The organism is Pseudomonas sp. Rh2, assembly GCF_040762985.1.
Classification (GTDB): Bacteria; Pseudomonadota; Gammaproteobacteria; order Pseudomonadales; family Pseudomonadaceae; genus Aquipseudomonas; species Aquipseudomonas taiwanensis.
On record NZ_CP142890.1, the window covers coordinates 4,424,679 to 4,451,465 of the forward strand.

27 protein-coding genes and 1 pseudogene are annotated in these 26,787 nt (G+C 63.9%); 22 read left to right on the forward strand and 6 right to left on the reverse strand.

Features of this window, described 5'->3' with window-relative positions; all coding sequences use genetic code 11:
• Window positions 1-32 precede the first annotated feature (32 nt).
• Window positions 33-1,376, forward strand: coding sequence for a PLP-dependent aminotransferase family protein (locus VXM67_RS20140; RefSeq protein ID WP_027907437.1), 1,344 nt, complete (start codon window positions 33-35; stop codon window positions 1,374-1,376).
• A 67-nt stretch (window positions 1,377-1,443) separates the two neighbouring features.
• Here the strand turns inward: VXM67_RS20140 and VXM67_RS20145 are convergent, their stop codons facing one another.
• Window positions 1,444-1,701 (reverse strand): DUF2790 domain-containing protein, encoded by a 258-nt coding sequence (locus VXM67_RS20145; RefSeq protein ID WP_023381717.1) that lies wholly within the window; start codon window positions 1,699-1,701, stop codon window positions 1,444-1,446.
• A gap of 360 nt (window positions 1,702-2,061) precedes the next feature.
• On the opposite strand from VXM67_RS20145, the gene VXM67_RS20150 reads away from it, so the two are divergent.
• The gene (locus VXM67_RS20150) at window positions 2,062-2,451 is read left to right on the forward strand and encodes a GNAT family N-acetyltransferase (protein WP_049818782.1); all 390 of its coding nucleotides are present in this window, start codon (window positions 2,062-2,064) and stop codon (window positions 2,449-2,451) included.
• Here the strand turns inward: VXM67_RS20150 and def are convergent.
• The 3 genes from def to VXM67_RS20165 all read right to left on the reverse strand — a co-directional run bounded on the left by def (window position 2,385) and on the right by VXM67_RS20165 (window position 4,231).
• Entirely contained in the window at window positions 2,385-2,921 is a 537-nt protein-coding gene (gene def, locus VXM67_RS20155) for a peptide deformylase (RefSeq protein WP_023381719.1), read from the reverse strand. The two genes, VXM67_RS20150 and def, sit on opposite strands and share 67 nt — an antisense overlap.
• A complete protein-coding gene (locus VXM67_RS20160) occupies window positions 2,918-3,877 on the reverse strand; it encodes a YihY/virulence factor BrkB family protein (protein WP_023381720.1) in 960 nt (319 codons plus the stop codon). Before VXM67_RS20160 ends, def begins: the two co-directional genes overlap by 4 nt.
• A 174-nt stretch (window positions 3,878-4,051) precedes the next feature.
• Window positions 4,052-4,231, reverse strand: coding sequence for a CsbD family protein (locus VXM67_RS20165; protein WP_023381721.1), 180 nt, complete (start codon window positions 4,229-4,231; stop codon window positions 4,052-4,054).
• A 243-nt stretch (window positions 4,232-4,474) separates the two neighbouring features.
• Between VXM67_RS20165 and VXM67_RS20170 the strand changes: the two genes are divergently transcribed.
• Both VXM67_RS20170 and VXM67_RS20175 read left to right on the forward strand, forming a co-directional pair.
• Window positions 4,475-5,947, forward strand: coding sequence for a nitrous oxide reductase family maturation protein NosD (locus tag VXM67_RS20170; protein ID WP_027907435.1), 1,473 nt, complete (start codon window positions 4,475-4,477; stop codon window positions 5,945-5,947).
• 122 nt (window positions 5,948-6,069) lie between these two features.
• Entirely contained in the window at window positions 6,070-6,450 is a 381-nt protein-coding gene (locus VXM67_RS20175; RefSeq protein ID WP_023381723.1) for a hypothetical protein, read from the forward strand.
• Here VXM67_RS20175 and VXM67_RS20180 read toward each other — a convergent pair whose 3' ends face one another.
• Window positions 6,451-7,287 carry a S1-like domain-containing RNA-binding protein gene (locus VXM67_RS20180; RefSeq protein WP_023381724.1) on the reverse strand — a complete coding sequence of 279 codons (837 nt, stop codon included), beginning with the start codon at window positions 7,285-7,287 and terminating at the stop codon, window positions 6,451-6,453. It lies immediately after the preceding gene.
• A gap of 134 nt (window positions 7,288-7,421) precedes the next feature.
• On the opposite strand from VXM67_RS20180, the gene VXM67_RS20185 reads away from it, so the two are divergent.
• Complete coding sequence (locus VXM67_RS20185) at window positions 7,422-8,285, forward strand: DUF6279 family lipoprotein (protein ID WP_027907434.1); 864 nt, start codon at window positions 7,422-7,424, stop codon at window positions 8,283-8,285.
• Window positions 8,286-8,301: 16 nt separating this feature from the next.
• Here VXM67_RS20185 and aceK read toward each other — a convergent pair whose 3' ends face one another.
• Window positions 8,302-10,017 carry a bifunctional isocitrate dehydrogenase kinase/phosphatase gene (aceK, locus tag VXM67_RS20190; RefSeq protein ID WP_023381726.1) on the reverse strand — a complete coding sequence of 572 codons (1,716 nt, stop codon included), beginning with the start codon at window positions 10,015-10,017 and terminating at the stop codon, window positions 8,302-8,304.
• 214 nt (window positions 10,018-10,231) lie between these two features.
• On the opposite strand from aceK, the gene VXM67_RS20195 reads away from it, so the two are divergent.
• The 17 genes and pseudogenes from VXM67_RS20195 (at window position 10,232) to VXM67_RS20275 (ending at window position 26,734) form a co-directional block, all read left to right on the forward strand.
• Window positions 10,232-11,110, forward strand: coding sequence for a DMT family transporter (locus tag VXM67_RS20195; RefSeq protein WP_023381727.1), 879 nt, complete (start codon window positions 10,232-10,234; stop codon window positions 11,108-11,110).
• 320 nt (window positions 11,111-11,430) lie between these two features.
• The gene (locus VXM67_RS20200; protein WP_023381728.1) at window positions 11,431-12,276 is read left to right on the forward strand and encodes an ABC transporter ATP-binding protein; all 846 of its coding nucleotides are present in this window, start codon (window positions 11,431-11,433) and stop codon (window positions 12,274-12,276) included.
• A 31-nt stretch (window positions 12,277-12,307) separates the two neighbouring features.
• Window positions 12,308-13,309 carry an ABC transporter substrate-binding protein gene (locus VXM67_RS20205; protein WP_023381729.1) on the forward strand — a complete coding sequence of 334 codons (1,002 nt, stop codon included), beginning with the start codon at window positions 12,308-12,310 and terminating at the stop codon, window positions 13,307-13,309.
• A gap of 28 nt (window positions 13,310-13,337) precedes the next feature.
• On the forward strand, window positions 13,338-14,114 hold the full coding sequence (locus VXM67_RS20210) for an ABC transporter permease (RefSeq protein ID WP_023381730.1): 777 nt from the start codon (window positions 13,338-13,340) through the stop codon (window positions 14,112-14,114).
• A complete protein-coding gene (locus VXM67_RS20215; RefSeq protein WP_023381731.1) occupies window positions 14,114-14,878 on the forward strand; it encodes an SDR family oxidoreductase in 765 nt (254 codons plus the stop codon). Before VXM67_RS20210 ends, VXM67_RS20215 begins: the two co-directional genes overlap by 1 nt.
• Before the next feature lie 14 nt (window positions 14,879-14,892).
• Entirely contained in the window at window positions 14,893-15,432 is a 540-nt protein-coding gene (locus VXM67_RS20220; protein ID WP_023381732.1) for a cupin domain-containing protein, read from the forward strand.
• Between the two features lie 16 nt (window positions 15,433-15,448).
• Window positions 15,449-16,285, forward strand: coding sequence for an alpha/beta fold hydrolase (locus VXM67_RS20225; RefSeq protein WP_023381733.1), 837 nt, complete (start codon window positions 15,449-15,451; stop codon window positions 16,283-16,285).
• A 5-nt stretch (window positions 16,286-16,290) separates the two neighbouring features.
• Window positions 16,291-17,103, forward strand: a complete 813-nt coding sequence (locus VXM67_RS20230) for an IclR family transcriptional regulator (RefSeq protein ID WP_027907431.1) — start codon at window positions 16,291-16,293, stop codon at window positions 17,101-17,103.
• 1 nt (window position 17,104) lies between these two features.
• Window positions 17,105-17,902, forward strand: a complete 798-nt coding sequence (locus VXM67_RS20235) for an SDR family oxidoreductase (protein ID WP_367237340.1) — start codon at window positions 17,105-17,107, stop codon at window positions 17,900-17,902.
• Window positions 17,895-19,578 (forward strand): annotated as a pseudogene (locus VXM67_RS20240) (thiamine pyrophosphate-binding protein). The gene VXM67_RS20235 and the pseudogene VXM67_RS20240 overlap by 8 nt, the downstream one beginning before the upstream one ends.
• A gap of 10 nt (window positions 19,579-19,588) precedes the next feature.
• A complete protein-coding gene (locus VXM67_RS20245; protein ID WP_023381737.1) occupies window positions 19,589-20,392 on the forward strand; it encodes an aspartate dehydrogenase in 804 nt (267 codons plus the stop codon).
• Between the two features lie 10 nt (window positions 20,393-20,402).
• Window positions 20,403-21,893, forward strand: a complete 1,491-nt coding sequence (locus tag VXM67_RS20250; RefSeq protein WP_367237341.1) for an aldehyde dehydrogenase — start codon at window positions 20,403-20,405, stop codon at window positions 21,891-21,893.
• A complete protein-coding gene (locus tag VXM67_RS20255) occupies window positions 21,890-22,858 on the forward strand; it encodes a VOC family protein (protein WP_023381739.1) in 969 nt (322 codons plus the stop codon). Before VXM67_RS20250 ends, VXM67_RS20255 begins: the two co-directional genes overlap by 4 nt.
• Window positions 22,859-22,868: 10 nt before the next feature.
• Complete coding sequence (locus VXM67_RS20260) at window positions 22,869-23,096, forward strand: recombinase-like helix-turn-helix domain-containing protein (protein WP_023381740.1); 228 nt, start codon at window positions 22,869-22,871, stop codon at window positions 23,094-23,096.
• Window positions 23,097-23,116: 20 nt separating this feature from the next.
• Complete coding sequence (locus tag VXM67_RS20265; protein WP_023381741.1) at window positions 23,117-24,151, forward strand: aromatic ring-hydroxylating dioxygenase subunit alpha; 1,035 nt, start codon at window positions 23,117-23,119, stop codon at window positions 24,149-24,151.
• An 8-nt stretch (window positions 24,152-24,159) separates the two neighbouring features.
• On the forward strand, window positions 24,160-25,119 hold the full coding sequence (locus tag VXM67_RS20270; protein WP_023381742.1) for a PDR/VanB family oxidoreductase: 960 nt from the start codon (window positions 24,160-24,162) through the stop codon (window positions 25,117-25,119).
• A gap of 385 nt (window positions 25,120-25,504) precedes the next feature.
• A complete protein-coding gene (locus tag VXM67_RS20275) occupies window positions 25,505-26,734 on the forward strand; it encodes a hypothetical protein (RefSeq protein WP_104883396.1) in 1,230 nt (409 codons plus the stop codon).
• Window positions 26,735-26,787 lie beyond the last annotated feature (53 nt).

The window sequence follows — 26,787 nt, forward strand, 5'->3', positions numbered from 1 at the left end:
GTAAATCCTTATATTGCATGGGCAGCAATTTCATGTGGGTTCCTGAACTCGTCGAGGATGGCCGCCCCCGTTACCTGGCGCTGGTCGACGCCATCGCCAGCGCCATCGAATGTGGAACGCTCAAGGTCGGCGATCGCCTGCCTCCCCAGCGTCGTCTGGCCTGGAAACTGGGCTTGAATCCCAGCACCACGCAGCAGGCCTACCGTGAAGCCGCCGCTCGCCACCTGGTGGCGGGCGAGGTCGGCCGTGGCACTTACGTGCTGGCCGGTAGCCAGGAAGCGACGTTGTTTCGCCTCAAGCAGCATGACCCGCACGGCACGCTGATCGACCTGTCGACCAATGTGCCGGTGGCCGACCCGACCAACCAGGACCTGCACCTCAGCCTGCAAGCCTTGCTGGCACAGCGCCAGAGCCAATTGCTCGACCATTACCTCGGGCCGCAGCAGTTGCTGCTGGGCAGGCTCCAAGGCGCCCGCTGGCTGGCCAATCGCGGCCTGACACTGGCGGCTGACGAGTTGCTCCTGTGCGCAGGCGCCCAGCACGGGCTCACCTTGCTGCTGCAGTCGCTCTGCCAGGCCGGCGAGCCGGTCATGCTCGAGGCTTTGACCGCGCCGGGCATCAAGGCGGCGTGCCGCCAGTTGCGCTTGCCGGTGCACGGTGTGGCGCTGGACACGCAGGGCCTACGGCCAGATGAACTGGACCGGGTTGCCCGTGCCAGCGGCGCACGGGTACTGGTGACCACACCGACCCTGCACAACCCCACCGGCGCCTGCATGGACGACGCGCGCCGCCAGGCAATTGCCGAGGTGGTCAAACGCCTGGGACTGCTGGTGATCGAGGATGATGTCTATGGCGCCCTCAGCGACCGCCCACCGCTCTACCCGCTGTTGGGCGAGCACGGCGTCCTGATCAGCAGCCTGTCCAAGACGGTGGCCGCGGGACTGAGGCTGGGCTGGATCGTAGCCGACCCTCGCCTGCTGGAGCAGGTCGACCCCCACGCCAAGGCCAGTCACTGGTCGATTTCGCCCCTGAACCTGCAGGTTGCCTGCCAGTGGATCGAAGACGGTACGGCAGCCCGACGCCTGGCCTGGCAGCGCACGGAAGTCTGCGAGCGCTGGCGCCTGGCGCGCAAGGTGCTGGGCAGTGCCTTGTGCAACGCCAGCGAACCTGCCCCCCATGCCTGGGTGGCCGCTTCACGAGGGGCTGACAGGGTGGTAGCGCAGTGTCGCGCACAGCACGTGGAGATCGTGCCGGCGAGCGTATTCGCCGTGGGCGCGGGCCAGGAGCAGGCGGTGCGTATCAGCCTGTCGGCGGCGGGTAGCCGTGCTGAACTGAAGGAGGGGTTGGAACGGGTGTGTCGCGTGTTGGCAGGCTGAGGGCTTGCGCTCCCGCAGACCCAGTTCGGTCCGCGGGAGCAGGCTTGGCCGCGAAGGGTCGGGGCAATCAGCCTTGCTGGCAGCCCTCGCCCATGGCGCGGTACTGAATGGTATGCACCTGGCCCTGATGGTCTTCATAGGTCATGGTCGCCGGCACCACTTCGCAGACATTCGGAAGGGTCGACAGACTGATCACCCGTTTGATGTCCAGGTTCATGGAATAGTCGTACTGCTGGGCGACAGGCTCGGTGGAGACAGGTTTGGCCTCATCGGCAAGGGCGAACGAGGACATACCGACCAATGCAAGAATCAGTAATGGTTTCATGTGAGTTGGCCTTTAAAGCAATCAAGCTGATCGATTGACTTCAATATGCCGTCAATGGCGCGGAGAAGTTGTCATCTCCAACGAAGATGACACGAAGTACCGATCCCGCTTCGTCATACTGCTGGGGGATGTCTGAAAGTCTACTCCCGCCTTTGAATAGTTGAACCCCGAAGTCAGACATTCACCCTTGCAGGATTTGCAACAATCTGCGACAAAATCGCCTCAAGAGGCTGGCGTAGAGCCATCCCGGCCGTTTTTCGACTCGACTTTGGAATGCGCATGCCCCTGCTGCACTGCACCCAACTGACCGCCCTCGAGCGCCGCCTGCTCGACCACTTCTACCGCCAGCACGGCTCACGCATGCGGGCTGCCAGCGATGGGGAACTGTGGGTAGCCCGGCGTACCGAAATCATCGCAGGGCTGAGCTTGGCGCCCGTCGAGAATGGCCATTGGCTCACAGGGCTTTTCGTCGCCCCGCAGCAGCGCAAACAGGGCGTGGCGGGGCAATTGATCGATGCCGCACTGGCAGGCGGACGCGGCCCGATCTGGCTATTCTGCCACCCCGACCTGGCGCCCTTCTATCAACACCTGGCCTTCGAAACCGCCGCCCAGTTGCCAGAAGCCCTCGCCGCTCGGCTGGCGCGCTACCAACGCAGTAAACGCCTGGTGGCCATGGTGCGCGGTCAGTCGTCGCTGGCATCCAGCCCAGGGAACAGCACCTCGGTGAACCCGAACTTGGCAAAGTCCTGAATGCGCGAGGGGTACAACCGCCCGATCAGGTGATCGCACTCATGCTGCACCACGCGGGCATGAAAACCGTCCGCAAAGCGGTTGATCGGATTGCCCTGAGGGTCGATGCCTTCGTAACGAATATGCTTGTAGCGCGGCACCACCCCGCGCAGGCCGGGCACCGACAGACAGCCTTCCCAGCCGTCCTCGATCTCGGTCGACATGGGCGTGATCACCGGGTTGAGCAGGATGGTCTGCGGAACTGGCTCGGCATCCGGATAACGCTCGCTGCGCTCGAATCCGAAGATGACCAGTTGCAGGTCGATGCCTATCTGTGGCGCGGCCAGACCCACGCCGCCTACATGGGCCATGGTCTCGAACATGTCGTCGATCAGTTGCTGCAGTTCGGCACTGCCGATCAGTTCGTCAGGCACCGGTGGGGCGATGCGTAGCAGGCGCTCATCGCCCATCTTGAGAATGTCGCGGATCATCGGGGTGTCGGCTCGGAAGGTCGAGGCTCGCTCGATATCGGGTGTTCATGGCCCAGCACTGTCAGGGTCTCCCTGGACTTGTCACCGCCGAAATCCTTTTCGCCAGGGTTCTTGCCCTCTGTCGACATGTGCTCGATCACGGCGTTCATTTCCGCCCCCAGCAACAGCACGGCTGCGGAGATATAGAAATACAGCAACAGCACGATGATTGCACCGATACTGCCGTACATCGCGTTGTAGTCGGCGAAGGTCTTTACGTAGTAACCAAAGCCCAGGGAAGCGATGATCCACACCACCACCGCCAGCACCGAACCTGGCGTGATGAAGCGAAACTTCTGCTTCACGTCCGGCATCACGTAATAGATCAGCGCCACCGCCACCATCATCAGGATGATGATCGCCGGCCAGCGCAGGATGGTCCACACCGTGACGATCACCTCTTGCATGCCGATCTGGGCGGCAATCCACTCCATGACCTGCGGCCCCAATACCATCAACGCCGCCGCTGCCAGCAGCATCCCAGCGATGCCCACCGTGTAGATGATCGACAGCGGAATGCGCTTCCAGACCGGGCGTCCCTCGGGCACGTCGTAGGCGGCGTTCATTGCACTCATCATCAGGCGCACGCCAGCCGAGGCAGTCCACAGCGCGATCACGATACCCACTGAAAGCAAGCCGCCCTTGGACTGCTGCAGTTGGTCGATCACCGGGTTGACCTGTTCCAGCGCCTGCGGCGGCAACACCAGTTCCGATTGCAGGCGGAGCCAGGAGAAAAAGTCCGGCAGGTGCAGAAAACCGATCAAGGCGATCAAGAACAGCAGGAAAGGGAACAGCGAAAACAGCATCTGGTAGGCCAGCGCCGAGGCATAGGTAGACATCTCGTCATCGAGAAATTCGCTGACGGTACGCACCAGCACGCGGTGCAGGGGCAGGCCGCGCAGGTCGGGGAAAATCATAGCGTCTCCTTTCGCCGCTTGATCAGTACAGGGGAAAGTCTAATAGACCACGCAACTGATGTACCGCTCCCTGCCGACTTTCAGAAATAATCGCCTGCAGGGCCCCATGCAGGGCCCTGCAGGTGCAGCTTGCCGGCGATGAGGCCAGCCAAGGCACGATCATTCAGGGCTCATTCAGGGCTTCTTGATCGCGTCCTTGACGTCCCCCTTCACCTGCTGCGCCTCGCCCTTGAGCTCCTGGGCCTTGCCTTCAGCGCGCAGCTTCTCGTTGTCGGTCGCCTTGCCGACGCCTTGCTTGACGTTGCCCATGGCTTCGTTGGCCATACCTTTGACTTTGTCTTTAGTGCCGCTCATGGCAAATCTCCTGCAAGTGGAGACACGTGAATCGTGTCGACAGTGGGTTGACCGGTCGTCTTCTGCAAGAGTTTCACCGGATTCACACACGGCGTGCCGGGCGGTGATTCGGGGCGAATACCGCACCGAATTGGCCACCAGGCTCTGCGCAGCGCCGCCCCTGCCCCCTTAGAATCACCGGCGAATGGCAACCCCAAGCAGGCTGCCTTCGATAAGAACAATCGTTTTCGGAAGGTCCGCCCCATGCGTTTGATGCCCCTCCTGGCCGCCTTGCTGCCGCTGCTCCCCCTGCCCGCTCTTGCCGCCGCACCGGCCAGCAGCGAAACCCTTCGCGTCGACCGCTACAACGACGATGGCCAGCCCGGCAGCCTGCGCTGGGCGATCGAGACCAGCAACCAGAACCCTGGCCGCTACCGGATCGACATTGCCCCGGTGGGTAAACCACCCTATGTCATCCGTCCGACTCGCCCGCTGCCGGAAATCAAGGGCCCGGTGCGCATCACTGGACTGTCGTGGGCCCAAGACGGCCAATACATCGCCATCGACGGCTCCGGCTATATCAAGGACCAGGGCGTTCACACCTGCCCCGGCGCCCTGCCCGGCCAATACGGCACCAATGTGCGTACCACCACCCACCCCGGCCTGGTGCTGCGAGACACCCAAGGCGTGCACCTGAGCGGTCTTGAAGTGCGTAACTTCTGCATCGGCATCCTGGTCAATCGCGCCAGTGGCAACGTCATCGAAGACAACCGCATCGTGGCCAACAAAGGCGGGGCCGGGATCATGCTCACCGGCGACGACGGTGCCGGCAATCCGACAGCGACCACTACGGTCAACAACAAGGTGCTGCGCAACCAGTTGGTCGACAACGGCGACGGTCTGGAGCTCACCCGGGGCGCGGCCTTCAACCTGGTGGCCGACAACCTGTTCCGCTCCACACCCGCCAACCCGGAGCCGTCCCAGGGCATCGAGATTCTGCTGGGCAACGACAACAGCGTGGTACGCAACCGCTTCGAGAACTACTCCGACGGGCTGCAGATCAACTGGGGCAACCGCAACTACCTCGGTGCCAACACCTTCACAGGCAACTCCAACGGTGTCAGCGTCACGGGCGACGGCAACATCCTCGATGGCAACCTGATTCACGGCAACCGCATTGGTGTGGCGCTGCGTCCGGAGCCGAACGTCACCGCCACCCGCCTGACCGCCAATCGGATCTGGGGCAACAGCCAGGACATTCGCCGCTGCGAGGCCGGCGGCTCGTGCGTGCCTGACCAGCGCACCGGTGCAATCGTCTTTGGCGTACCGGCCCAGGCCCATGCGCTGTACGTAGGTTCACGAGGGATAGGTGCAGACCTGGCGAAGAAAGACCAGGCCATCATTTGCGATGGCAATGGCCAACCCAAGCCATGCCAGCCGTTGCCCAACCACAACCAGCCAGCCCCCCGCCTGACTGCCCTGCAAGGCGAACAGTTGCAAGGCGAAGTTAGCGGGCCGGCATCCAGCCTGTTGCGGGTCGAGGTGTTCGGGAATGCCGAGGCCAACGGAACCGAGGCGCAGCAGTATCTTGGCCAGGTACTGGTGAGCAGTGACAAGGACGGCAAGGCGACATTTGCCCAGACGCTGGAGAACGCCGCGGAGCTCCTCAGCTTCACCGCGACGGTAACCACCGCCGAGGGTGCGACGTCGGAGTTGAGCCGGCCACTGAGTCGCTGAACCCATTGGCCCTGTCGCCAGCAGGCCGACTGCTGAAAGCGATAGGGCCATCAAACCTTGCCCCGCTACCGGCCACCCCTCACAATGCAGGCCTTATCACGCGTCAACCCGCAGGAACCTGCATGAAACTCGACAAACCCGCCGCCATCGCCCGACGTAACCAGGCGCTGGACAAGCCGGTGCTCAACAGCACCAATACCCTGTTCGCCATCCTCGATCGCAAACGTAACCTGTGGTGGTTCGAAGTACCGGTAGCCTTGCTGCGCAAGGGCCAGCCCGACTGGGTCAACCTGCTGCTGCACACCCCGGAAAACGACGACTTGCAGCACCTGAAGGTGCCGACCAACTTCCTGCGTGCCCATCAGGAGCAGATGGAAGTGCGCAACCCCGGTAAGCGCCGCTCGACCATCAGCCTGGCCCTGAGCGCCGACCGCGATTCGCTACTGCGCGACACCCGCCCGGGCGGCGAGCAGCTGGATTTCAAGGCATTCGTCCAGGCCTGATCAGGCCCGTTCGATGCGATCGTCATGGATGACGATCCGGCCTTGCTTGAACAACGCGCCGATGGCCTTTTTGAAGTTGCCCTTGCTGACGTTGAACAGCTGGCTGATCACCTCCGGTGCGCTCTTGTCGCACACGGCCAGTACCCCGCCCTCTGCCTCCAGACGCGCCATGATCTGCTCTTGCAAGTCATCGCCCAGCGCCTTGCCGACCGGTTGCAGGCTCAAGGCGATCTTGCCGTCGTGGCGCACCTCCTTGATGAAGCCTTCCACATGCATGCCCGAACGCAGGAACTTGAATACCTCGTTCTTGTGAATCAGGCCCCAGTGGCGGTTATTGATGATGGCCTTGTAGCCCATGGGCGTCTGCCCGGCCACCAGCAGCTCGACCGGCTGACCGACCGAATAGTCCGCCGGAGTGCGGTCCAGGTAGCGATCCAGCCGGGCGGTAGCGGTGATACGGCGGGTGCGTTTGTCCAGGTAGGCATGCACCACGCAGTAGTCGCCTATTTTCAATGGCCGCGACTCTTCCGAATAAGGCATGAGCAGGTCCTTGGACAGGCCCCAGTCGAAGAAGATGCCAGCATTGTTGATGTCCTTGACCTTGAGGCTGGCGAAGCCACCCACCTGAACCTTGGGCTGCTCGGTGGTGGCGATCAGCTGGTCTTCACTGTCCAGGTAGATGAACACATTGAGCCAGTCATCGACCTCGGTCGGCGTGTCCTTGGGAATGTAACGCCTGGGCAGCAGGATTTCGCCGTCGGCACCGCCGTCCAGGTACAGGCCGAAGTCCACGTGTTTCACGATTTGCAAACTGTTGTAACGCCCAAGCAGAGCCATTTCCGATGTTCCTCAAGACAAGGCGGCTATTCTACACCTGAAGCCACCGCGCTGCCCGACCGCTGATTCATTCGTCGCAGTCGCCGTGGCCTGTTCATATCCATCGACTGGCCAACCCCTGCAAGGACTCGCCCATGCACGTTCGCCTGCTCAAAGTCTTGCTCATTGCCATCGGCTCGCTCCTGGCGCTGGTGGCGTGCAACCGTATCGACCTGGCCTACCGCAACCTGGACCGACTGGTACCCTGGTCACTGGCCGACTACCTGGACATGAACAGCGACCAGAAGGCCTTGCTCGATGAGCGCCTCAAGCAGCACCTGGCCTGGCACTGCAAGACCCAGCTGCCCGGCTACCTTGACTGGCTCGACCGGGTGCGCACGATGGTCGCCGAAGACCAGGTGACCGACCAAGCGCTGCAGCAACGCACCCAGGAAGCCCGCCAGGCCATCGGCCGCGTCACCGAGGCCATTACCCCTTCGGCGGCCGAACTGTTGCGGGGGATGAGCGATGCCCAGGTGGAAGAGATGCGCGAGGCGTTGCGCGAGGACATCAGCGAACGCCAGAAAAAGTACGTGGATACGCCGCTGGAGCAACAGATCACGCGGCGCACCGAGCGCATGGAAAAGCGTCTGAGGCCCTGGTTCGGCGACCTCAACACCGCGCAACGCCAGCGTATCCAGGCCTGGTCCCAGTCGTTGGGCGACCAGAACCGCGAATGGATCACCAACCGCGCCCACTGGCAGCAGCAACTGATGCTGGCGATGAACCAGCGCAACGACGCCAGCTTCGAACCCCGCCTGGCGCAGTTGCTGCAACGCAAGGAGAGCCTGTGGACGGAAAATTACCGCATCGCCTATCAGAACACCGAACGGCAGGCGCGCAGCCTGCTGGTCGACCTGATGCACCTGAGCACGCCTGCCCAGCGCACGTTCCTGCAGCAACGCCTGGCTGAAGTGCGGACCGACTTCAGCGAGCTCAAGTGCCTGCGCAGCCCCTGACAGCGCACATCATTATTCACCGTACCTTGCGCCGATACGGAAACACATCGATCACCTTCCCATCGCGGATCTTCGCCTGCAATCCCTTCCAGTAATCGGCGTCGTACAATTCCCCATGCAAGCGGCTGAACAGCCGTCGCTGACCGATATCGGCAAACAGGAACGGCGGAAACTCCTCGGGAAACACATCGTGCGGCCCGATCGAGTACCACGGCTCGCCCGACATCTCGTCTTCCGGGTAACGCGGCGGCGGAATGTGGCGGAAGTTCACCTCGGTGAGAAAGCTGATTTCGTCATAGTCATAGAACACCACGCGGCCATGGCGAGTTACCCCGAAGTTCTTCAGCAGCATGTCGCCGGGGAAAATGTTCGCCGCCGCCAGCTGCTTGATGGCCAGGCCGTAGTCCTCCAGCGCCTCGAGCACCTGGGCGTCGCTGGCATGCTCCAGGTACAGGTTGAGCGGCGTCATGCGGCGTTCAGTCCAGCAGTGACGAATCAGCACGGTGTCGCCCTCCAGGGCGACCGTGGACGGAGCCACCTCCAGCAGCTCCGCCAGGCAATCGGGTTCGAACTTGGCCTTGGGAAAGCGAAAATCGGCGAACTCCTGGGTGTCGGCCATGCGCCCCACGCGGTCGACACTCTTCACCAGACGGTACTTGTCGATGACCGTGGCGCGGTCGACGGTCTTGGACGGCGAGAAGCGGTCCTTGATGATCTTGAACACCGTATTGAACCCCGGCAGGGTGAACACGCTCATGACCATGCCGCGAACGCCCGGGGCCATGATGAAGCGGTCTTCGCTGCCGGCCAGGTGGTTGATCAGCGCCCGGTAGAACTCCGACTTGCCGTGCTTGTAGAACCCAATGGAGGTGTACAGCTCGGCGATGTGCTTGCCGGGAAGAATGCGCTTGAGAAAGTTGACGAACTCCGCTGGCACCGGCACATCGACCATAAAGTACGAACGGGTGAAGGAAAAGATGATCGACACCTCGGCCTCGTCGGTGATCACGGCATCCGCTTCGATGCCGTGGCCTTCGCGGTGCAGCAAGGGAATCACCAGCGGCCATTGTTCGTCCAGTGTATGCAGGCGGCCCACCAGGTAGGCGCCTTTATTGCGGTACAACACCGGCCAGAACAGCTCCACCGCCAGGGCCGGGTCCTTGCATACCCAGTCCGGCAGGCTTTCGCGCAGCTGCTCTTCCAGTCGTGCCAGGTCACCCTCCAGGTCTGCGTAGGGCACATCGAACGGGTAATCGGCCAGGATCGAACGCAGCAGGCCCTTGAGGCCGCCGTGCGCCGTGTAGGTGTGGGTTTGTGCCGCGCGCTCGCGGTTGCGCAACGAGGGCCGGGTGGTGTGGATGAACATGCAGCCATCACTGATCTGGTCATGACTGAACAGGCTGCAGAACAGCGAGTTGTACCAGGTTTCCGACAGCTCATCGTCAAGGCGCGGGTCGATCAGGCTGATGTAGGCGCTCTTGACCAAGGGCCACTGGCCTACCTCCAGCAGCACCTCTTCATCGAAACCGTCGCGCAGCCAACCGTTGACCTCGCCGACTTTCTGCTCGTACAGGTTGATCCGCGCGGCCGCGGCCAGTTGGATATCCTGCCAGCGGGCCTGCTCGAAACGTTCGCGGGCCCCGAGGGTGATGCGGCGAAAATGCTCGCGGTAGTCGTCGAAGCCATCGAGGATCATGCGGGCGATCTCGTGGGCCGGCCAGTGCTGGGTCATGCGCGGACACCTAGGTGCGGGGTGAGATAGACAGCTTAGTCGCCCCTTGCAATTTGCGATGCCCGCCTTGGCGCATGGCCGGCGAGTCGGCGGTCCCTGAATCGCGCCGATCCACTGCGGCCCCTGCGATAGCGGATTTACACCGCAAGAAAGCACAAGAAACGCCCCGCCCCGTGACGTACACTCGCGCCCTGCCTTGTATCCGGAGATCGTTGTGAGCCCCATCGCCCTAGCCCGCCTGCTGACCCTTGCCGCCGTCTGGGGGGCGAGCTTTCTGTTCATGCGCATCATCGCGCCGGAGTTGGGGACCGTGCCCACCGCGTTCTTCCGGGTTTCGATCGCCTGCCTGGGGTTGATCGCCATCCTCGCCGTGGCCCGAGTACGCTGGAACTTCCAGGGCAAACTGGGGGCCTGCCTCGTGCTGGGGATGATCAATTCAGGGATCCCGGCCACCTTCTATTCGGTCGCTGCCCAGGTGCTGCCCGCCGGCTATTCGGCCATTTTCAACGCCACCACGCCGCTGATGGGCGTGCTGATCGGCGCGCTGTGCTTCCGTGAGCCGATGACCTTGCCCAAGCTGTGCGGCATTTTCCTCGGTCTGCTCGGCGTAGGCATTCTCAGCGGCGCCGGCCCCGTTGCCTTGGATCTGGCCTTGCTGCAGGGCGCCCTGGCGTGTCTCGCCGCCACCACCTGCTATGGCTTTGCCGGCTTTCTCGCTCGGCGCTGGATCAGTGGGTTGGACAGCCGCCTCTCGGCCTTGGGCAGCATGCTCGGCGCCACCCTGATGATGACGCCGCTGTTCGCCTGGAGCGCACTGACTCAGCCGCCAGCCAGTTGGGGCGGCTGGCAGGTCTGGTGGTCGCTGTTGGGGTTGGGGCTGGTGTGCACGGCATTCGCCTACATTCTTTACTTCCGCCTGCTGGCCGAAATCGGACCGGTCAAGGCCAGTACCGTGACCTTCCTGATTCCAGTGTTCGGTGTACTGTGGGGCGCCTGGCTGCTGGACGAGTCGTTGTCCATGGGGCACCTGTACGGCGGGCTGCTGATCGGTGTGGCTTTGTGGCTGGTGCTCAGGCCTGCGCGGCGATCCTGAGCGCTGCGGCGCGGCCCAATCGCCGGCAAGCGGGCGCTCACCTGTGACAAAGGGGCTGTTTCACCCGCGAAACCTCGCACACGCCCGTTACCCAAAATGCCCAACTCCCTCGCATTCGACACCTCTCGTGCGCGGTTGCTGGGCATTTTCGTGCCATATAGAAAACTCTGTTTCATATATAAAACATGCTGGAAAACACTGCATATCTGTAACTTAATAATAAATAAGGGATTTCTTATTATTTAAGAGAAATGACACACCTGGCATTGTTCATGCACTAAACGGCGTATCACCTATAAAACAGACCAGAGACTAATCCCATGGCTGTGAAAGAGATGTACGCAATCGCCTCGCAGTGGAATGCACCACGCCCCGACCCGGCACCGACTGAAATCGAATTTCGCAATGTCGGCAAGGCGTTTCCCACCAAAGGCCAGACCGAAGCGCCGTTCGCCATTCGCGGCGTGAACTTCCAGATTCGCCGCGGTGAAGTGGTTTCGATCATCGGCCCTTCCGGCTGCGGCAAGAGCACCATCCTCAACATGGGTTCGGGCCTGTACAGACCAACCGAAGGTGAAGTGCTGGTCAGCGGCGAACGGGTCGACGGGCCGGTGAGCAAGGTCGCCTTCATGTTGCAGAAGGACCTGCTGATGCCTTGGCGCAGTATTCGCCGCAATGTCGAATTGGGTCTGGAAATCCAGGGCATGGCGGCTTCACAGCGCAAGGTGATCGCCGAGAACCTGCTCAAACGCTGCCACCTGCAAGGCTTCGCCGATCACTACCCGTTCCAGCTCTCGGGGGGCATGCGCCAGCGTGCCGCGCTGGCCCGCACGCTGGCCATCGACCCGCAGGTGCTGTTCCTGGACGAGCCGTTTTCGGCCCTCGACGCCCAGACCAAGATGATTCTCCAGCAGGACCTGGCGCGAATGCTGTTCGAAGAGAAGAAGACCGCGCTGTTCATCACCCATGACCTGGTCGAGGCCATCGCCCTGTCCGATCGCCTGCTGGTGATGAGCGCCCGCCCCGGCACCATCATCGAAGAAATCGAGATCGACCTGCCGCACCGCGACAACCCGCTGGAGCGGCGCAAGCTTCCGGAGATCGGCCCTCTGGCAGGCCGCCTGATGGAACTGCTGAAGGTCGGCGAAGACCACGACCTGCACTGACCGACGCCTCACTCACCTCTTGGGAGTTAGCATGTTCACCACTACCTTCAAGCGCGTGGCGCACGCAGCTTTGGCCGCGCTCGCCCTGAACCTGGCCGCACAGGCCCAGGCCGAACCGACCAAGGTCACCTACCTGCTGCCGGCGCCGCCCAGCCTGCCTGCGTTCGCGCCATGGATCATCGCCAAGGAAAAAGGCTACTACCAGGCCCAGGACCTGGACCTGACCTTCATCGCCGCCAAGGGCGGGGTCGACGTCGCCAAGCAGATTGGTGCCGGCAATGCACTGGTCGGTGGAGCCATCGGCGATACCCCGATCATCGTGCGCCCCAACGGCATTCCGGTGCGCGCGGTGGCGGTGCTCGGTGGCGGCGGCGTGACCATGATCGCCACCAATGCGGGTGAGAACATCCGCTCGGTCAGCCAGCTCAAGGGCAAGACCCTGACCGTGATGTCCTACTCCGACACCACCTATTACGCCCTGCTCGCGTCGCTGCGCAAGGCTGGGCTGAGCAAGGACGATGTCGACATCCAGGCCGCCGGCCCTTCGGGCGTGTGGCAACTGTTCTCGGCCAACAAGGCCCAGGCCATGGCCGGCGTGCCGGACTGGGTGGTCAACGCCGAGGACGCGGGCCTGAAATATGCGCTGATCCCTCGCGAACAGGTATTCGAGAGCATGGCCCAGGCGATTCTCGCCTCCGACGACGCCATCGCGCATCACCCGCAGATCGTCCGTGGCGTGGTCCAGGCCACCCTGCGTGGCCTCAAGGACATCATCGACGACCCCAAGGCCGCCGCCGCCAGCTTCGCCCGTGCGGTACCGGCCTACGCCGGCAAGGAAGCCTCGCTGGAGAAGACCCTGCGTCTGTACGTGGAGTACGTCTATGCCGGCCAGCCGGTGCCCGGACGCGTGGACCCGGCCCGCCTGGAGGCAGTGCGCAAGTTCTATGTCAGCGAAGGCATCGTCCCCCGCGAACCCAAGCTCGACGACCTGTACAGCAACCAGTTCATCGAAACCACGACCGCGGCCCAGTGACGGCCCAGCAATCACAAGGTAACGCCCGATGAGAAACCTCAATCCATCCGTAGCCGGCAGCGTTGGCCTGCTGGTCCTGTTCCTGGTGCTGTGGCAATGGGGCCCTGGGTTGGTCGGCATGCCCGAATTCGTCATGCCGCAACTGAGCCGCGTGGCCCAGGAGAGCCTGCTGATGTGGCAGTCCGGCAACCTGTTCGAGCACACCCTGATCACCGCCTTCGAGATCATCGTCGGCTTCGCCCTCGGCGCCCTGCTTGGCGTGGCGATCGGTGTGTCCCTAGGCCTGTCGCCATCGGCCGAGGCCATGCTGTCGCCCTACATCCTGGCCCTGCAGATCGCGCCGAAGGTGGCTTTCGCGCCGCTGTTCGTGATGTGGCTGGGCTACACCATCTACCCGAAGATCCTGATCGCCATCCTGATCGTGTTCTTCCCGGTGATGATCAACGTGCTCTCGGCCATTCGTACCGTCGACCCGGACATGATCAACCTGGTGCGCACCATGAATGCCAGCCGCTGGCAGATCTTCCGCCTGGTGGAGTTCCCCTCGGCCATGGCCGCGCTGTTCTCGGGCCTGCGCATCGCCTCGACCCTGGCGGTGATCGGCGTGACCGTCGGTGAACTGGTCGGCGGCAACCAGGGCCTGGGCTTCCTGTTGGTGGACGCTGAAGGCCAGGGCAATACCGCTGGGGTGTTCGTGGCCATCGTCATGCTCACGCTGATCGGCGTACTCGCCTACGGCGCTGTGGTCTGGGCCGAGAAGCGCGTTCTTCACTACCTCCCCAAAGCCATGCTGAGCAGCCAATGATGAGCACCTTCCCCAACCTTCTCCAAGGCCGTCGTGTGCTGGTCACCGGTGGCGCCCGTGGACTGGGCTATGCCTTCGCCCAAGCCATCGCCCAGGCCGGTGCCCGCGTGGTGATCGCCGATGTGCTGGCCGGCCGCGTGCAACAGGCCGCCTGCGAACTGAGCGGCATGGGCCTGGACGTCAGCGGCGTGAGCCTGGACCTGGCCAGCCCCGAGTCGATCGACGCCTGCATCGAACGCACGGTCAAGCGCCTGGGTGGCCTCGACGGCCTGGTCAACAACGCCTCGATCACCAACTCCGGCGGCAAGAGCTGCGAGGAGCTGGACATCGAGACCTGGGACCAAGTCATGCAGGTCAACGTGCGCGGCACCTGGCTGATGACCCGTGCCGCCCTGCCCGCCCTGCGCGAGAGCGGCCGAGGCGCGATCATCAACCTTGCCTCCGACACACCGCTGTGGGGCGCGCCCAACCTGCTGGCGTATGTCGCCAGCAAGGGCGCGGTGATCGCCATGACCCGCAGCCTGGCCCGTGAACTGGGTAACGCCAACATCACCGTCAATGCCATCGCCCCAGGCTTGGTGCTGGTCGAGGCCACTGCCTACGTGCCCGAGGCCCGCCACCGCCTGTACACCGAACAACGGGCCATCCAGCGCCCGCAACTGCCCGACGACGTCAGTGGCGCGGTGCTGTTCGCCCTGTCCGACCTGTCGCGCTTCATCACTGGACAAACCCTGCCGGTCAACGGCGGGTTCGTCATGCCCTGAGCAAGGAGACCTCCATGACCGACCTTTCCATGCAGAACGACGCCCCGAAATCCTGGGACCGTCCCGCCGGCGCCGACCTCGCCAGCTGGATGCAGACCCGCATCGCCCGCTACGAGACCCGTCGCTACGACTGGGACGCGCTGAAGTTCCAGGCCGACTACGACCCCAAGTTCCGCCGCGCGCAGATGCGCTACGTGGGCACCGGCGGCACCGGCGTGGGCAGTGACATGAACACCATCGCGTCCGAGCACTTCACCTTCTCGACCATGGTCATCCCGGCCGGCCACGAAGGCCCACCCCACTTGCACACCGACGTCGAAGAAGTGTTCTTCGTGCTGCGCGGCAAGCTCAAGGTAGTCATCGAGAAAGACGGCGAGCGCTTTGAAACCGTGCTGACCGACCGTGACCTGATTTCGGTACCGCCTGGGGTATACCGCGAAGAGATCAACATCGGCGACGAAGATGCGTTGATGTGCGTGATGCTCGGTGCCAAGAAGCCGGTGACCCCGACCTACCCGCCAGCGCACCCGCTGGCCTCGATCAAGCGCGGGTAAGCCGATGATACCGCTCATGCCCACCCCCTCCCTGCTCGATCAGCGCTTCGCCGAACGTCTGCTGCGCCTGGATGGCGGCCAGTTGGCCGTGCGCCAAGCCGGCGACGGTGACGCCGTGGTGCTGCTGCACGGCATCGGCTCGGGCGCGGCCAGCTGGCTGCACGTGGCCATGGGTTTGAGCGAGCGGGCTCGGGTACTGGCCTGGGACGCACCGGGCTATGGCCAGTCCTCGCCTTTGCCGATGGCTGCGCCCAGCGCACGGGACTATGCCGGACGCCTGCTGCAGGCACTGGATACCTTGGGTATCGAGCGTTGCGTGCTGGTCGGCCACTCCCTCGGGGCACTGACCGCCAGCGCCTTCGCCCAGGCCTGCCCTGAGCGCGTCAACCGCCTGGTACTGATCAGCCCGGCGCGCGGATACGGCGCTGTGCCGGATCAAGGCCGGGCGGTGCGCGCCGAGCGCCTGCACAACCTTGGGCAACTGGGCATCGAACGCATGGCCCGCGAGCGCAGCGCACGGTTGCTGTCGGCAAACGCCAGCGCCGAGGCGCAGGCCTGGGTGCACTGGAACATGGCGCGGCTCAAGCCCCATGGCTACCGCCAAGCCATCGAATTGCTGTGCGGCGACGACCTGCTGCGCTACGCGCCCCTGGCGGTTGCGTGCCAGGTGCACTGCGGCAGCGCAGACGGCATCACCCTGCCCGAGGACTGCGCGGCACTCGCCGCTGCACTGGCCGCGCCCTTCGACCTGATTGCCGGCGCCGGCCATGCCTGCGCCATCGAACAACCTGACACGGTGACGGGCCTGCTGGCCCGCGCCCTCGACGCCTCTCTGACAGGTAGCGTGCTATGAACGAAATGGATCCGTTGAAGGAAAACCAGGACAAGTACATCGTCCCGGGCCTGGAGCGCGGCCTGCTGTTGCTGTGCGAATTCAGCCGGCAGAACCGCACCCTGACCGCCCCCGAACTGGCCCGGCGTCTGTCGCTGCCACGCTCGACCATCTTCCGCCTGCTGACCACCCTGGAAACCATGGGGTTCGTCACCCGCAGCGGCAACGAATACCGCCTCGGCATGTCGGTGCTGCGCCTGGGCTTCGAGTACCTGGCCTCGCTGGAGCTGACCGAGCTTGGCCAGCCGTTGCTGGCGCGGCTGTGCGATCACCTCAACTACCCCAGCAATCTGGTGGTACGCGATGGCCGCTCGATTGTCTACGTGGCCAAGGTCTCGCCGCCTTCGGTGTTCTCCAGCGCGGTCACCGTGGGTACCCGCCTGCCAGCCCATGCCACCGTGCTCGGACGTATCCTGCTGGCCGACCTGAGCCTGGCCGAACTGCGTGAGCTGTACCCCGAAGAGCATCTGGAGCAGTACTCGCCGTGCACGCCCAAAACCGTGCTGGAGCTGTTCGACCTGGTGCAGGCCGACCGCCTGCGTGGCTATGTCAGCGGCGAGGGCTTCTTCGAGTCGACCATCTCCACGGTGGCGGCGCCGGTGCGCGATGCCAGCGGCCAGGTAGTCGCAGCCCTCGGCCTGACCATCCCCACGGTGCAGATCGGCCACGTCAACTTCGACAACCTGCTCGGCCAGGTGCGTGGCAGCGCCGACGAACTGTCGCGCCTGCTCAACTACCGACCCGGCAGCGGCCATGTCACCGCGTTGATGAGGGACTGAGATGAACCCCTATCGACTTCACGACAGCACGGTGATCGTCACCGGCGGCTCGTCCGGCATCGGCTACGCCTGTGTCGAACTGCTGCTCGAAGCCGGCGCCCGCGTAGCCTTCTGCGGCCGCAACGAAGAGCGCCTGCGCAGTGCCGAAGCACGCCTGCGCGAACGCTTCCCCGAGGCCCACTTGCTGGCTCAGGTGTGCGACGTGCTGGATGCCGGCTCGGTGCAGGCATTCGCCGCCGCCAGCCTGGACGCGCTGGGCCCGGCCCAGGCACTGGTCAACAACGCCGGACAAGGCCGTGTGTCGACCTTCGCCGACACCACCGACGAGGCCTGGAACGAAGAACTGCAGCTCAAGTTCTTTTCCGTCATCAACCCGGTGCGCGCCTTCATGGCGCAGCTGCAGGGCCAGCAGGATGCCTCGATCGTCTGCGTCAATTCGCTGCTGGCAAGCCAGCCCGAGCCGCACATGGTCGCCACCTCCGCGGCCCGCGCCGGACTGAAGAACCTGGTGCGTTCGATGGCCTTCGAGTTCGCCGAACACGGCATCCGGGTCAACGGCATCCTCATCGGCCTGGTCGAGTCCGGGCAATGGCGCCGCCGCTTCGATGCCCGCGAAGAACGCGACCTGAACTGGTCGCAATGGACCGCGCAGCTGGCGCAACGCAAGCACATACCCCTGGGCCGCCTTGGCCTGCCGAAGGAAGCGGCGCAGGCCATCCTGTTCCTGGCTTCGCCGCTGTCGGCCTACACCACTGGCAGTCATATCGATGTATCCGGAGGCCTGTCCCGCCATGCGTAACGAAAACACCGTCACCGTCGGTGCCGTCATCACCGCGTTCCTCGAACAATGCGACGTCAAGGCTGCGTTCGGGGTGATTTCGATCCACAACATGCCGATCCTCGATGCCTTCGCCGTACGCGGCAACATCCGCTTCGTCATGGCCCGTGGCGAAGCCGGCGCCACCAACATGGCCGATGCCTATGCCCGCAGCAGCGGCGGCCTGGGCGTCTGCCTGACCTCCACCGGCACCGCCGCTGGCAACGCCGCTGGGGCCATGGTCGAGGCACTGACCGCCGGCACGCCATTGCTGCATATCACCGGGCAGATCGAGACCCCCTACCTGGACCAGGAACTGGCCTACATCCACGAAGCCCGCGACCAGCTGACCATGCTCAAGGCCGTGTCCAAGGCCGCGTTCCGTGTGCGCAGCGTGGAGACTGCACTGAGTACCCTGAAGCTGGCCGTGCAGACCGCCCTCACCGCCCCGACCGGCCCGGTGAGCGTGGAAATCCCGATCGACATCCAGTCGGCTTTCATCCCCATGCCGACCGACCTTTCACCGCTGCCGATTCCAGTCGCCGCGCCTGCCGCCGAAGCCCTCGACCTGGTCGCCGAGCGACTGGCCAGCGCCCACCGTCCGCTGTTGTGGCTCGGCGGCGGCGCCCGCCATGCCGGGGCGCAGGTCAAGCGTTTGCTGGCGATGGGCGTCGGCGTGATCACCTCGACCCAGGGCCGTGGCGTGGTCAACGAAGACGACGAGCGTTGCCTGGGTGCGTTCTCGCAGAACAAGCTGGTCGAAGGCTTCATGCAGACCTGCGATGCACTGGTGGTGGCCGGCTCGCGCCTGCGCAGCAACGAAACCTTCAAGTACGCCCTGAAGCTGCCACGCACCACGCTGCGCATCGACGTCAACCCGGCCATCGAAGGCCGCAGCTACCCCAGCGACCTGTTCGTTTGCGGCGATGCCGCCCTGGCCCTGGAAGGCCTGGCCGATCGTCTGCAGGGCCGGTTGAACATCGACCCGAACTTCATCGACGAGCTCAAGGCGGTGCGTGCCCAGGCTCGCCAACAATTGGTGGCCGACCTCGGCCCGTACTCGGCCATGGTCGAACAACTGCAGGCCCAGACCGGCCGCAACTTCACCTGGGTACGCGACGTCACGCTGTCCAACAGTATCTGGGGCAACCGCCTACTCAACCTGTACCACCCGCTGTCAGGCGTGCACGCCCTGGGCGGTGGCATTGGCCAGGGCCTGGCGATGGGCATTGGTGCGGCGGTAGCCGCCGCTGAAACCGCGCCGGGGCGCAAGGTCTTCGCCCTGGCCGGTGACGGTGGTTTCATCCTCAACCTGGGCGAACTGGCGACCTTCGGTCCAAGAAAAGGCCAACGTGGTCATCCTGCTGATGAACGACCAGCGCTACGGCGTGATCCGCAACATCCAGGACGCCATTTACGGCGCCCGCCACGCCTATGTCGATCTGCATACCCCCGACTACAGCAAGCTCGCCGAATCCCTTGGCCTGCGCCACGGCCTGGTCAAGGACCTCAAGGATTTCAGCAGCGTCCTCGGTGGCGCCCTGCAGACCAAAGGCCCATTCCTGCTGGAAGTGGACATGCTCAGCGTCGGCGGCTTCGCCACCCGCTTCGCCGGCCCGCCCAACAGCGAAACCAAGGCGCAGAAGGCCACAGCCTGAGGACCCCGTCATGCTCAACATCACCATGATCGGTTGCGGTGCCATTGGCATCAGCGTGCTCGAACTGCTGGAGAAAGACCCGCAGTTGCACGTTGACGCGGTGATCGCCTCGGCCGGTTCCGAAGACCTGGTGCGTCAACGCCTGGCCAGCTTCCGTCAGCCGCCGACAGTGCTCACGGCGCTACCGGCCGACGCCCGTCCCGACCTGCTCGTCGAGTGCGCCGGCCACAAGGCCATCGAAGAGCATGTGCTGCCGGCACTGGAGCGTGGTATCGCCTGCCTGGTGGTCTCGGTCGGGGCGCTCTCCGAACCTGGCCTGGTCGAGCGCCTGGAAGCGGCAGCGGCACGAGGTAACACCCGCATCGAGCTGCTGCCTGGCGCCATCGGTGGCATCGATGCGCTCTCGGCCGCCAAGGTCGGCGGCCTGGACACGGTCGACTACATCGGCCGCAAGCCGGCCCGGGCGTGGAAGAACACGCCTGCCGAACAGGTCTGCGCACTGGACGAGCTGCGCGAGCCAACGGTGATCTTCCACGGCAGCGCCCGAGAAGCCGCACAGCTGTACCCGAAGAACGCCAATGTCGCCGCGACCCTGTCGCTGGCTGGCATCGGCCTGGACCGCACCCGGGTGACGCTGATCGCAGACCCGCTGAGCGAGGACAACGTCCACCACTTCGAAGCCCGTGGCGCCTTCGGCGGTTTCGAGATGAGCCTGCGCGGCAAGCCGCTGGAAGCCAACCCGAAAACCTCGGCGCTGACCGTGTACAGCGTGGTCCGCGCCTTAGGCAACCACGCCCACGCCATATCCATCTAGGGGACTGTCAATGACACTGGAACAGACCTTACCCATTTGCATCGCCGGCACCTGGCGTCTGGGCGGCGGCGAGCGCTACGCCACCTGCTACCCAGCCACGGGCGAGCCGATGGCCTGGCTCAACGCCGCCAGCCTGGACGACGTCGAGGCCGCCGTGCAGGGCGCGCATCAGGCCTTCCTGCACAGCGGCTGGGCACAGCGCAAACCCCACGAGCGCGCAACGGTGCTGTATCGCATCGCGGGGCTGATCCGCGAACGCGCCGAGGAGCTGGCACAGTTGCAGCGCCAGGACAACGGCAAGCCAATCGGCGAGACCCGCGCCCTGGTCGCCAGCGCCGCTGGCACCTTCCAGTTCTTCGCTGCGGCCTGCGAAACGCTGGAAGAAACCATCACCCCATCACGCGGCGACTTCGTCAGCATGAGCGTCTACGAGCCGATGGGCGTAGTCGCGGCGATCACGCCATGGAACTCGCCGATCGCCAGCGAAGCGCAGAAGGTGGCCCCGGCCCTGGCCGGTGGCAACGCCGTGGTGATCAAGCCGGCGGAAATCACCCCGCTGCTGGCCCTGCAACTGGCGCGTATCTGCGAGGAGGCCGGGCTGCCTAAAGGGCTACTCAGCGTGTTGCCGGGCAAGGGCTCGGTGCTGGGCGACGCCCTCACCCGCCACCCGCTGGTCAAGCGTGTGTCGTTCACCGGTGGCACCCGCACCGGCAAGCACATCGCCCATATCGCCGCCGACAAGATGATGCCAGTGTCCCTGGAGCTGGGCGGCAAATCACCGACCATCGTCCTCGACGACGCCGACCTCGACCACGCGGTGGCCGGGGTGCTGTATGGCATTTTCAGCTCCTCGGGCGAAGCCTGCATCGCCGGTTCCCGGCTGTTCGTCGCCCGCTCCTTGTACGAGCCGTTCATGGCACGCCTGACTGCCGCTGCCGCACAATTGCGCGTGGGCGACCCGGCCGACGAACGTACGCAGATGGGTCCGCTGATCAGCGCCGCCCACCGCGAATCGGTGGAGCGCTACGTCGCCCTGGGCCTGGCCGAAGGTGGCCGCCTGCGACTGGGTGGCGAACGCCCCGCAGGTGGCGTGTTCGACCAAGGCTACTTCTACCCACCGACCATCCTCGAGGGCCTGGGCAATCACCAGCAGGTCTGCCAGGAAGAAATCTTCGGTCCGGTGCTGGTGGCCATGCCTTTCGACAATGAAGAAGCGCTGATCACTCAGGCCAACGACAGCCTGTACGCCCTCGCCGCCGGTATCTGGAGCCGTGACTACAAGCGCGCCTGGGCACTGGGCCGCAAGCTGCAGGCCGGCACCGTGTGGATCAACACCTACAAGCAATTTTCCATTTCGACCCCCTTCGGCGGCTGGCGCGACAGCGGCCTGGGCCGCGAAAAAGGCCGCCTCGGCATCCTGCAATACATGGAACAGAAGAGCCTTTACTGGGGCATGAACGATCAACCGCTGGCCTGGGCCGGACTGGAGACAGGACAATGAGCGTACTGGGCATCGACGAAGTCACCTACGGCGTGGAGGACCTCGCCACCTGCGCACGCTTCTTCACCGATTGGGGCCTGACCCAGGTCAGCGAGCACGACGATGAAGTGATCTTCGAAACCCTCAACGGCTGCCGCGTGGTACTCGCCGCCCACGACAAGCCGGGCTTGCCACCGGCCATCGAGCCTGGCTCGACCGTGCGTGAGGTGGTCTGGGGTGTTGAGAGCCAAGCCGACCTTGCGCTGTACAGCCAGCGTATCGCCAACGACCCAGGCTTCGTCGAGGGCAACGGCCGCATCGGCTGCACCGACCCCAACGGCCTGGCCATCCGCTTGCAGGTCACTCGCAAGCGTGCGCTGGACATCGAGTGCAGCGGCCACAACACCTGGCAGACCAAGGGCCGCATCAACAAGCCATCGCCCATCTACGACCGCGCCACGCCGATCGAGGTCGGCCATGTGGTGTTCTTCGTCAAGGACGTCAACGCCTGCGAAGCCTTCTACCACGAGCGCTTCGGCTTCCAGGCCTCGGACCGCTACCCCAACCGTGGTGCCTTTCTGCGTACTGCCGAGGAAGGCGGTCATCACGACCTGTTCATGCTGCAACTACCCGCACCGCGCGCCGGACTCAACCATGTAGCGTTCACCGTGCGCGACCTGCACGAGGTATTCGGTGGTGGCATGCACATCTCCCGCTGCGGCTGGGCCACCGAAATCGGCCCCGGCCGCCACCCGGTGTCGTCGGCCTTCTTCTGGTACTTCAAGAACCCGGCCGGCGCCTTGGTCGAGTACTACGCCGACGAAGACCAGCTGACCGGCGAGTGGCAACCACGCGAATTCGAACCGGGCCCAACGGTCTTTGCCGAATGGGCCATTGCCGGCGGTATCGACGGCAACACCCGGCGCCAGCAGCACGTCGAAGCGCCACAAGGCAAATTCCTCACCGACAAGCCAAAGAACAATTGAGGTGCATTCCATGAGCACGACCGAGGTTTACCTGCAGCCGCACCAGGCGCGCAAACGCCCCAACACGCCGTTCGAGGACCTGCTCGGCGACTCCATCGAACGCGCCTACGGCAATGGTGTGAGCGAACTGGGCGAGCTGCTCGCCCACCTCAACCTGGCCGGCCCGCCCTGCCCGCTGACCAGTGGCGAGTGGACCGAAGACGCTTTCAAAACCCTGATGGCTCGGCTGGGCGAGTGATCCGCTGGAGGTAGAACAAGATGAACATGCACGTAACCGTCGATCCTGTTGAGCAACACCTGGCCAACGGCCTGAAAGACCTCTGGTTCCCGGTTTTGCCGTCGGAACTGCTGGGCGAGAAACCCGTCTCGATTCGCCGCCTGGGCTACAAGATCGCCCTGTGGCGCGACAACGATGGCAGCGTCCATGCCCTCGAAGACCACTGCCCGCACCGTGGCGCGCCGCTGTCCCAGGGGCCGGTGCTGGGCGATCGCCTGCAATGCCCTTACCACGGTGTGGAAGTGCGCTGCGACGGCACCGTGACCAAAGTGCCCGGCAGCCCCGGCTGCAAGCTCGAAGGCAGCCGCCCGACGCGAATGTTCCACACCCGCGAGGCGGCGGGCGCGATCTTCCTGTTCAACGCCGCCGACCCGCATCTGGAAACGCCTCCGGCGCTGGTACTGCCCGAGCAGTTGACCTCGCCCGAGTGGAGCAGCTTCCTCTGCTACACCGAGTGGAAAGGCGATTATCGCTATGTGCTCGACAACGTCATGGACCCAATGCACGGCACCTACCTGCACAAGATGTCCCACTCCATGAGCGAAGGCGAAGCCACTGCCAAGTTCGTCACCCGCGACACCGAGCAAGGCTTCTTCTTCGAGAAGGAGGGCCAGCGCGGGGTGAATTTCGACTGGACCGAATTCCTCGACAACGGCTGCCACTGGCTGCGCCTGGAAATCCCTTACCCAAAGACCGGCGGACCTGGCGGCAACTTCACCATCATCGGCAGCTACACCCCCAGCAGCCGTGCCCTGTCCGCCGTGTTCCACTGGCGCGCCCGTCCACTGACCGGCTGGCAGCGCGACACCTGGCGCTTCCTCTACAAGAACCGCCTGGAGGCCCGCCACTGGGCGGTGCTGGAGCAGGACCGGGTGCTGCTGGAATTCATGGAGCCGGACGCCAACCAGCGCGAGAACCTCTACCAGCACGACCTGGGTGTGGTGCGCCTGCGCCGTTACCTGAAGAGCAAGGCCAAGGAACAACTGGCCCTGATCGAAACCAAGCAACTGGGCTGAGGTGACCGATGTCCAACTCCTCCACCATCAGTGCCCTGGTGCACACCCTGCGCCATGAAGCCGAAGGCATCATCAGCGTCGAGCTGCGCCCTTGGGGCGACACGGTGTTCGCGCCGTTCGAGGCTGGCTCGCACATCGACCTGCACCTGCCCAACGGCCTGGTGCGCAGCTACTCACTGCTGAACGCGCCGAGCGATCAGGGCCGTTACGTGGTCGGTATCCTGCGCGACCGCGCCAGCCGCGGGGGCTCACGCTACATCCACGAGCAACTGCGGGTGGGCATGCAATTGCAGATCTCGCAGCCGCGTAACAACTTCGCCCTGGACACCCGCGCCAGCCACAGCGTGCTGGTGGCCGGTGGCATCGGCATCACGCCGATCTATTGCATGTTCCGTCAACTCTTGGCGCTCGGCAGGTCGGCCGAGCTGATCTATTGCGCCCGTTCGCGCAAGGAGGCGGCGCTGCTGGAGGACATCGCCGGGCTTGGGGCGAAGGTGGTCTACCACTTCAATGACGAAAAGGGCTGTCTGCCGGACTTGGCGGGCTACCTGGCCGGGCGCCCGAGCGACACGCACTTCTACTGCTGCGGACCGACGCCGATGCTCGATGCCTTCGAGCAGGCCTGCGAAAACCTGGGCTACCCCCATGCCCACATCGAACGCTTTACGGCTGTGGAAGTGGCGCCGTCCGAGGATGCCCAGGTCAGCTACAGTGTCGAGCTGAGCCGGTCGGGCAAGACAGTCACCGTCGAGCCTGGGTTGAACCTGCTGGATGCACTGCTCGAAGCAGGCTGCGACATCGACTACAGCTGCCGCGAAGGCGTGTGTGGTTCATGCGAGACACGGGTCATCGAAGGCGATATCGACCATCGTGACGGTGTGCTGACCAAGGCCGAGCGCGCCGCCAACGGTTCGATGATGGTGTGTGTGTCCGGGTGCAAGAGCCGGCGTTTGGTGCTAGATCTTTAAAGTAAATCTCGTGCTTGCTCACGCGTCGTTTGAACCGGCCCTCACGGCCGGTTTTTTTTGCGCCTGGTTAGGGGGGCGTGCATTTAGCGGGTTCACCCGTGAACCGGCCTGAACGGGCAACAGAACCACGCTGGTGCACATTCGCCCATTCGCTGGGCAGATCGGTAACCCAACTTCCGGCCTGTTCCAGATACGGCACAAAATAATGCGTTTCAAATATAAATAACTGTTTTACATGGATATTTTACAACTTTAAAACACTGGCACAAAACCTGCTCCATTCCCTGTGCAAAACAACATATCACCCCTGAAACAAAAAACCCGCAATCCAGGGCGACGCTCCCTTATTGCCTGGGGAAAACTACTTAATCTTGCAGGGCATGGCATGAACAAATATGTGATAAGCCTCGGTTTCATTCTCGGCAGTTGCGCAAGTCTCGCCTCCGAACCCGGCCCCGCCGCCCCCGACCAGCCGCCAGCGGTCAAGAAGCCGTTCCCACACATCGCCTGGCGCAGTGACGATGGGCAAAGCAGCCTGGATATCGGCGGAGCCCTGCGCATCAACTACCGCGACGAGCACTGGGACACCACCGAGAACAATGGCCGCTTCCTGTTCGACACCTTCCGCCTGGATGTCCAGGCCAGCCACCGCCAGTTATTCAGCGATGTCGGCTACTGGTTCCAGGATGACGGCAAACGCTCCATCGACCGCGGCTTCGTCGGCTACCGCCTCAGCCCGCAAGCCAACCTGCAACTGGGCGCGCCGTTCAAACCCTTCGGCCTGGAACCCTACCCGCAATTTGGCTGGAGCTATCACATTCCATTTTTCATGGGCTACGGCGTGAGTGCCGGTACGGGCCTCAAATACAGCTACAAGGATGATCGATGGGACCTGCAGTTGGGGTACTTCCCGCGCATGTTGCCCTCCAGCCTGCGTTACTCGCCAGAAGTCGGGCGCTATGCCGACTTGAACGACAACGCCGTTCCCTTCACCCAGTCTCGCCAGGACAACGAAAAGCGCCACCAGGTCAACGCGCGCGTGGCCCGCACGTTCAGTGGCGAAGGTTGGAAATCCGAACTCGGCGCGTCGCTGGCAGCGGCTGAACTGTACAACGCCACCACTGACGATGACGGCGACTACTGGGCTGGCGGCGTGCATGCCCTGTTCAATCACGGGCCATGGACAATCACTGGCCAGGCGATCCGCTATGCGTACGACCCGAAGAACCCGGCAGGGGTCAGTGACGACGCCGTATTGATGGGAGGCAACGGCCTGACGCCGGCCTACCTGATTGCCTCGAAGGCGACCATCGGTGCGGTGAACGTCGGCTACGACGTGTTCACGCCCAACCTGGGGCAATTGAAGAAGATCAAGTTCTACACCGACTACAGCCGGATGATGAAAGACAAAAGCGGTTGGGACGACTCGCAGATGTTCACGGTCGGCGCCCAGTTCCTGGCCATGCCGATCATGGCCTGGGTCGATTTGACCTGGGCACGCAATGCCAACCCTTTCGGCGGCGCGGAGAACGGGACCGGTTGGACCAGCACCCGCTCGGTGGGTAGCAATGACTGGTATTACCGGACCAATATCAATATTGGGTATTATTTTTGATGGGCTTGTCGGTGGCATTGTGCCGCGTTTGAGATCGAGCGCCGCCCGCGCGG